Source organism: Actinoplanes rectilineatus, from assembly GCF_000962825.1.
Classification (GTDB): Bacteria; Actinomycetota; Actinomycetes; order Mycobacteriales; family Micromonosporaceae; genus Actinoplanes; species Actinoplanes rectilineatus.
The window spans coordinates 43,560-50,560 of the sequence record NZ_JZKF01000065.1 but is presented as its reverse complement, the minus strand read 5'-3'; the positions used below and the strand labels follow the sequence as shown (position 1 = coordinate 50,560).

The following is a 7,001-nucleotide window of genomic DNA, read 5'->3' as shown; positions in this document are numbered from 1 at the left end:
AAAACAACCCTGAGCGACGGCCCGGCAGCCGCACCATGCCACCCAGCAAAAGTTGACCTTGGACGTGACCACGCGCTGCGACAAACGGCTGAGCTGCGCTAATGCGACCGCTGGGGATTGCTGGAAGTAGGGCAGGAAGTCACCACCACCACCGCCACCGCTGTCACCGCCACCGCTGTCGCCGCTGTCGCCGCTGTCACCGCTGTCACCGCTGTCACCGCTGTCACCGCTGTCACCGGCCGACGACTTGCCACGGCGAAGGGGACCGCATAGTTACTGGTCACGGCTTTGATCAACTTAAGCCAAGCGGCATTGTCGGTGCGCCGACCACCGTCCCCGGTGGCAAGAGCACCACGATCGGCGACTGGGGTGGGCCGTCGCACCACGAACAACCAGCCGAAGCGGGGAGCGAAGGCGGCGACCCTATTCACGCCGACGAGCGCCGACGAGCGTTGACGAGCGCCCGACGAGCGTTGACGAGCGTTGACGAGCGTTGACGAGCGCCCGACGAGCGTTGACGAGCGCCGACGAGCGCCGACGCAAGGCACGCCGCCGCCCACCAACAGGAGCCGCGTAGTGCCACCAGGAGGAGGTCAGCCGGCCCACCCCGGGAAGGTACCGAAACGGCCGCTTACCCCGTACAACGGAAAGAGCGTGCGGAAAGCACGCACCTCGACCGAGATGCGCGCTTTCCGCGACAGGTCAGGCCCCGGACGTCACCCGGTACGCGTCGAACACGCCGTCCACCTTGCGCACCGCCGCGACCAGATGCCCGAGGTGTTTGGGGTCGGCCATTTCGAAGGTGAAGCGGCTCACCGCCACCCGGTCGCGGGTCGTGGTGACCGTGGCGGACAGGATGTTGACGCGTTCTTCGGAGAGCACCCTCGTCACGTCCGCCAGCAGTTTGTGACGGTCGAGGGCTTCCACCTGGATGGCGACCAGGAACGTCGACGCGGACGTCGGTTTCCAGCTGACTTCGACGACGCGTTCGGCCTGGTCGCGCAGGTCTTCGGCGTTGGCGCAGTCTTCGCGGTGGACGCTGACGCCGCCGGAACGGGTGACGAAGCCGAACACGGCGTCGCCGGGCACCGGGGTGCAGCAGCGGGCCAGTTTGACCCAGACGTCGGAGACGCCCTTGACGACGACGCCCGGGTCCTGCGCGGAGCCGCGGTTGCGGGGCGGGCGGGTCGCGACGGCCGTCTCGGCGATGTCCTCGACCGCGCCCTCCTCGCCGCCGAACCCGGCGACGAGTTTCTGCACCACGGACTGGGCGGAGACGGTGCTCTCACCGACCGCGGCGTAGAGCGAGGCCACGTCGGGCAGGTGCAGGTCGCGCGCGATGGTGTTGAGGTTCTCGCTGGTCAGCATGCGCTGCAGGGGCAGGCCCTGTTTGCGCATCGCCTTGACGATCGCCTCCTTGCCGACCTCGATCGCTTCTTCGCGGCGTTCCTTGTTGAAGTACTGCCGGATCTTGGTGCGGGCGCGGGGGCTCTTGACGAAGCCGAGCCAGTCCTGGGTCGGGCCGGCGGTGGCCGATTTCGACGTGAAGATCTCGATCACGTCGCCGTTGGAGAGCGTCGACTCCAGCGGGACCAGTTTGCCGTTGACCCGGGCGCCGATGCACTTGTGGCCGACCTCGGTGTGCACCGCGTAGGCGAAGTCGACGGGCGTGGACCCCGTCGGCAGGGGGATGACGTCGCCCTTGGGGGTGAAGACGTACACCTCCTGGCTGGACAGGTCGAAGCGCAGCGCGTCCAGGAACTCGGACGGGTCGCTCGCCTCGCGCTGCCAGTCGAGCAGCTGCCGCAGCCAGGTCATCTCGTCGATGTGCGCCGGCGGGCCGACGATCGTCGCGCCCTTCTGCTCCTTGTACTTCCAGTGCGCGGCGATGCCGAACTCGGCGGTGCGGTGCATCGCGAAGGTACGGATCTGCATCTCGACCGGCTTGCCGGTCGGGCCGATGACCGTCGTGTGCAACGACTGGTACATGTTGAATTTCGGCATCGCGATGTAGTCCTTGAACCGGCCCGGCACGGGCTGCCAGTTCGCGTGGATGACGCCCAGCGCGGCGTAGCAGTCGCGGACCGTGTCGACCAGGATGCGCACGCCGACCAGGTCGTAGATGTCGTTGAAGTCGCGGCCCCGCACGATCATCTTCTGGTAGATCGAGTAGAGGTGCTTGGGGCGGCCGGTGGTCTCCGCCTTGATCTTCGCGGACTTGAGGTCGAGGCTGACCCGGTTGGTCACCTGGCGCAGCAGCGCCTCACGCTGCGGCTGGTGCTCCCCGATCAGGCGGTTGATCTCCTCGAACCGCTTCGGGAACAGCGTGCCGAAGGCGAGGTCCTCGAGCTCCCACTTGATCGTGTTCATGCCGAGTCGGTGGGCCAGCGGCGCCAGGATCTCCAGCGTCTCCTTGGCCTTCTGCTCCTGCTTGGCGCGGGGCAGGAAGGTCAGGGTGCGCATGTTGTGCAGCCGGTCGGCGAGCTTGATGACGAGCACCCGCGGGTCCTTGGCCATCGCGACGACCATCTTGCGGATCGTCTCGGCCTTGGCGGCGTCGCCGAGTTTCACCCGGTCGAGTTTCGTCACGCCGTCGACGAGCAGCGCCACCTCGGGACCGAAGTCGGCGCGCATGCTCTCCAGGGAGTAGTCGGTGTCCTCGATCGTGTCGTGCAGCAGCGCCGCCACCAGCGTCGTGGTGTCCATGCCCAGGTTGGCCAGGATGGTCGCCACGGCGAGCGGATGCGTGATGTACGGGTCGCCGGACTTGCGGTATTGCCCCGAGTGCCAGCGGGCGGCCACGTCGAACGCCTTCTGCAGCGCGCGGGCGTCCGCCTTGGGGTGGCTGGCGCGGTGCGTGGCGATCAGGGGCTCGAGGACCTCGCTGACCTGGGTGCTCTGCCACGGCGCGTTGAACCGGGCCAGACGGGCCCGGACCCGGCGCCCGGTCGGCGCGCTGGCCAGACCGAAGCCGCTGCCCGAGTCGTCGGAAGGTGACAGAGGCTGAGTGCTCTCGTCATCGGGGCGGGCCTGATCACCGGTCCGCGCGTTCTCGGTCGGTTGCACCGTGCCCTCCGCCGGAGGGGCGACGTCGCTGGACACCGGTCTCCTCACACCATCGCCGCGTGCCCCGTCGCCAGGATCCCCAGCCGGGGACGGCCCGTTGCCAGAGCCAGGGTTAGTCACCTTGGAACGTCCATCCTACCCGCACCGCCCTACGGAGTGGCCCGGCCGAACCTACGAATAAGCAGGCCCGACCGGGCGAAGAACATCGAAGACGGATCAAACGGTCAGCAGCGCGTGCACACCGCGCGGGCTGAGCCGTTCCCGCCCGTTGAGGAAGCCCAGCTCCATCAACACCGTGAAGCCGCTGACGGTTCCGCCGGCCTGCTCCACGAGGTCCATCGTCGCCGCCGCGGTGCCGCCGGTCGCCAGAACGTCGTCGACGACCAGAACGCGCTGTCCGGCCACGAAAGCGTCCTCGTGCACCTCCAGGGTGGCCTCGCCGTATTCCAGCGCGTACGAGGCGGAGAAGGCCGGTCGCGGCAGCTTGCCGGCCTTGCGGACCGGCACCACGCCGGCGCCGGTGGCGTAGCCGATGGCGGCCGCGATCAGGAAGCCGCGCGCCTCCACACCGGCCACCACGTCGAAGGATCCGGCGCCGTGGTGCGCGACGATGCCGTCCACCACCTTGCGGAAGGTCGGCCCGTCCCCGAACAGCGGCATCAGGTCCTTGAAGAGGACGCCCGGCTTGGGGAAGTCCGGCACGTCGACGGTGCCGGAGGCCACCAGCGCGGCCAGCTCCGGCCCGCTGTCCCCGGTCACCTGAATCTCGGTAGTCACGGCGAACAGCGTAGTGAAAGACGAACGGCCCGCCACTCGAAGGTGGCGGGCCGTACCGACAGTCACTCTCAGCGGCGCTTGCCGCCCCCGCTGGGACGGTTGCCGGCGCCGCCACCACGGTTGGTGGTGTTGCGCTTGACGGCCGGGCGGGCGCCCGGACGCGGGGTGGTGCCGCCGACGAACGCCGGCTCGTCGGAGTCGGTCGCGTCGGCCGAGCGGGTCCGCTCGGCGCGCGGCGCCACGTCGTCGGAGCGGGACGCCCGCTTGGCCAGCACCCGGGCGTTGTGCGCCTTGATCTTCGGCTCCTGGTCCTTCAGCGCGCTGAGCACCGGGGCCGCGAACACGATCGAGGAGATGACGCCGAGGCCCATACCGACGAAGAGCACCAGGCCGAGGTCCTTCAGCGTGCCGGCGCCGAGCAGGCCGGCGCCGATGAAGAGCAGACCGCCGACCGGCAGCAGCGCCACCAGGCCGGTGTTCAGCGACCGCATCAGGGTCTGGTTGACCGCGAGGTTGGTCGCCTCGGCGTAGGTACGCCCGGAGCCCGCCGTGATGCCGCGGGTGTTCTCCTGCACCTTGTCGAAGACCACGACCACGTCGTACAGCGCGTAGCCGAGGATCGTCAGGAAGCCGATCACCGTCGACGGGGTGACCTCGAAGCCGACCGCCGAGTAGATGCCGGCGGTGAGGGTGAGGTCGAGCAGCAGGGAGGCCAGCGCACCGACCGCCATCCGCCACTCGAACCGGACGATGAGGTAGGCGACCACCAGGATCAGGAAGATCACCAGACCGAGGATGGCCTTCTCGGTGACCGCCCCGCCCCAGGCCGACGAGACCTGGTTGTCGCTGACCTGGTCGGCGGTGAGGCCGAGCTCGCCGACGATCGCGGTCTTGGCCTTCTCGACCTCGGGGGCCGACAGGGCCGAGGCCCGCACCGTGAAGCTGGAGCTGTCGCCGGTGCCGATCTGCTGGGCCGCGAGGACCGTGGCGTCCGGCTGGACGGCGTGGATCGCCCGGGTGACGACGTCTTCGGCGTCGTCCTGGGTCAGCGTCTTGCCCGCGGCCGCGGCCGGGAGCGTGAACGAGGTGCCGCCGGAGAACTCGATGCCGAGGTGGAAGCCGCGGATCGCGATGGTGCCGATGGAGAAGACGACGAGCAGAGCCGCGACGAGGAACCACGTCTTACGGCGCCCGACGATGTTGATGTTCGCCTCGCCCTGGTACAGGCGGGTGGCGAGACCCGGACGGGCCATCTCAGGCCTCCTTCACGCGCGAGGAGGGGGTCTCCTCGGTCTGGGCCGTCCGCAGGACGCGGCCGAGGCCACTGACCCGCGGCGACATGAACGCCTTGGTGTTCGCGAACATCGTCATGATCGGGTGCCGGAAGAGGAACACCACGAGCAGGTCGAGGACCACGGAGAGACCCATGGCGAAGGCGAAGCCCTGCACGGCGCCGATCGAGACGATGTAGAGCACCGCGGCACAGAGGATCGTGATCGTGTTCGCCGAGATGATCGTGCGACGGGCCCGGTTCCAGGCACGCGGCACCGCACTGCGCGGCGACCGGCCCTCGTGGATCTCGTCCTTGAGTCGTTCGAAGTAGATGACGAACGAGTCGGCCGCGACACCCAGTGACACGATGAAACCGGCGATGCCGGCGAGCGTCACGGTGAAGCCCATCGTCCGGCCCAGGAAGACCAGCGCGCCGAAGGTGAGCAGCGCGGAGAGGCCGAGGCTGAGGAAGATGACCGAGCCGAGCAGGCGGTAGTAGAAGAACGCGTAGACCGCCACCAGGCCGAGGCCGATCGCGGCGGCCAGCAGGCCCGCCTCGAGCTGCTCGTAGCCGAGGGTCGCGGAGACGGTCTGCGCCGGGCCGGCCTCGAAGTTGACCGGGATCGCGCCGAAGTTGAGCTGGTCGGCGAGCTTCTTGGCGGAGACCGCGTTGAAGTCACCGGTGATCTGCGAGGAGCCGGTCAGCACGCCCTGGATCTGCGGTGCGGAGAGGATCTCCTTGTCCAGCACCACGGCCACGGCGCAGTGCTCGGCGGTGCCGTAGAGCGAGGTCACCGCGGTGTAGCAGGCGTCGGTGGTGGTCGCGTTGAACGCCTTGCGGGTCAGCTCGGCCCACTTGGTCTGGCCCTCGCTCTTGAAGTCGAGGGAGACGACCCACTGGTTCTGCGTGGTGTCCAGCTGCGGGCTGGCTTCCTTGATGTCGTCGCCGATGACCTCGGCCTTGTCCAGCGTCACCTTCGCGGCGCCCTGGTAGCAGGCCACCACCTCGGAGCTGATGTCGTCGATCGAGCCGTTCGGCCGGGCGTTGAGCTGGGCACAGCTGATCGTCGGCACGTTGAACTGCATCTGCGGCGACAGCGCGGCCACCTCGGGCCCGCTGAGCGTCGAGAACGCCTTGAACGGCAGGCCCGCCTCGGGGTCGGTGCTCAGGTCGACCGGCGCGGACAGCTTCTCGGCGAGGGCCCAGGTCTCGGCGCCGACCTTCTCCTTCGCGGCCGCGAGGTTCGCGGCCATGTCCCCGGTCTGCGGCGCGGGCGCGGCGGCCGGCGCGGAGGCCGAGGTGGACGGAGCGGGGCTCGGGCTGCCGCTCGGCGCCGGCGCTCCACCGCCCTGGCCACCGGTGGACGGACTGGCGCCGACCTCGGGCGCCGCACCGCTGGCCGCCGCCGACGGTTCGGCCGACGGGGCGGCACTGCCGCTCGCCGACGCGCTCGGCGTGGGCGAGGCCGGGTTGAGCGCCGACGCGGAGACGTCGCCGGTCACACCGGTGAGCAGGCGGAACCGCATGTTCGCCGCCTGCGAGAGGTCCTTGAGCTGGTCCTCGGCCTCACCGGCGAGCGAGACGACGATGGTGTTGTTGCCCTGGATCACGACCTCGGCCTCGGAGACGCCGAGAGCGTTGACGCGGCTCTCGATGATCTCCTGTGCGGTCTTCATCGCCTCCTGCGTGGGCGGGGCGCCCGCCTGGGAGGCGATGTAGGTCGCCTGGGTGCCACCGACCAGGTCGAGGCCGAGCTTCGGCTTCAGACGGTCGGTGAAGCTCCCGGACGCGCCGCCCGCGAAGAAGACGGCCAGATAGAGGACGACGAAGACCAGACCGAGCACGGCGAGTTGCCGTCCAGGATGCATCTGTCCCTGTGGTGGTC

The 7,001-nt window shown here is 69.3% G+C and carries 4 protein-coding genes; all 4 read right to left on the bottom strand.

The features are described 5' to 3' along the window. Nucleotides 1–702: 702 nt before the first annotated feature. Nucleotides 703–3,102: a RelA/SpoT family protein gene (locus tag WH85_RS34115; protein WP_045746213.1), complete on the bottom strand. Its 2,400-nt coding sequence runs from the start codon at nt 3,100–3,102 to the stop codon at nt 703–705. A 180-nt stretch (nt 3,103–3,282) separates the two neighbouring features. Continuing rightward, nucleotides 3,283–3,843: an adenine phosphoribosyltransferase gene (locus tag WH85_RS34110; protein ID WP_045746212.1), complete on the bottom strand. Its 561-nt coding sequence runs from the start codon at nt 3,841–3,843 to the stop codon at nt 3,283–3,285. A gap of 68 nt (nt 3,844–3,911) precedes the next feature. Next, the gene (gene secF, locus WH85_RS34105) at nt 3,912–5,096 is read right to left on the bottom strand and encodes a protein translocase subunit SecF (protein ID WP_045746211.1); all 1,185 of its coding nucleotides are present in this window, start codon (nt 5,094–5,096) and stop codon (nt 3,912–3,914) included. A gap of 1 nt (nt 5,097) precedes the next feature. After that, complete coding sequence (gene secD, locus WH85_RS34100) at nt 5,098–6,984, bottom strand: protein translocase subunit SecD (protein WP_045746210.1); 1,887 nt, start codon at nt 6,982–6,984, stop codon at nt 5,098–5,100. Nucleotides 6,985–7,001: the final 17 nt, after the last annotated feature.